The organism is Chitinimonas violaceus, from assembly GCF_052601015.1.
Window position 1 is genome coordinate 1 of sequence record NZ_JBQXDJ010000246.1, and the last position, 389, is coordinate 389.

Annotated in this window: 1 protein-coding gene; it reads left to right on the plus strand. The window is 53.2% G+C overall.

Annotated features, from left to right (window positions below; genetic code table 11):
* Nucleotides 1-389, plus strand: a 389-nt coding sequence (locus tag ACUHMQ_RS21150; protein ID WP_445297408.1) for a VCBS domain-containing protein, incomplete at both ends; no start/stop codon positions are given.

Consider the following 389-nt stretch of genomic DNA (forward strand, 5'->3'; position numbering starts at 1 on the left):
AAGGACGGTACGGCTACTCAGAATATCGTAGTGACGATCAATGGGCTGAACGATGTTGCGGTGATTGGTGCAGGAGCGGGTGACAGTAATAAGGGGGTGGTGGTTGAAGACACTACCTTGGTCAGTCACGGCAAGCTGACGGTTACCGATGCAGACCAGGGGCAGGCTGAGATGGTGCCGCAATCAGTTAAGGGTACCTATGGCACGTTCACTGTGGATAAAGATGGCAATTGGCAGTTTGTACTCAACAATGGGGCCAAGGAAGTACAAGGTCTGAGAGCGGGCCAATCGTTGACGCTGAACTTTGCAGTGGCAAGTGTGGATGGAACCCCGTCCAATGTTGCGATCACCGTCACGGGTACCGATGATGTTCCAGTGATTGCCGGCAA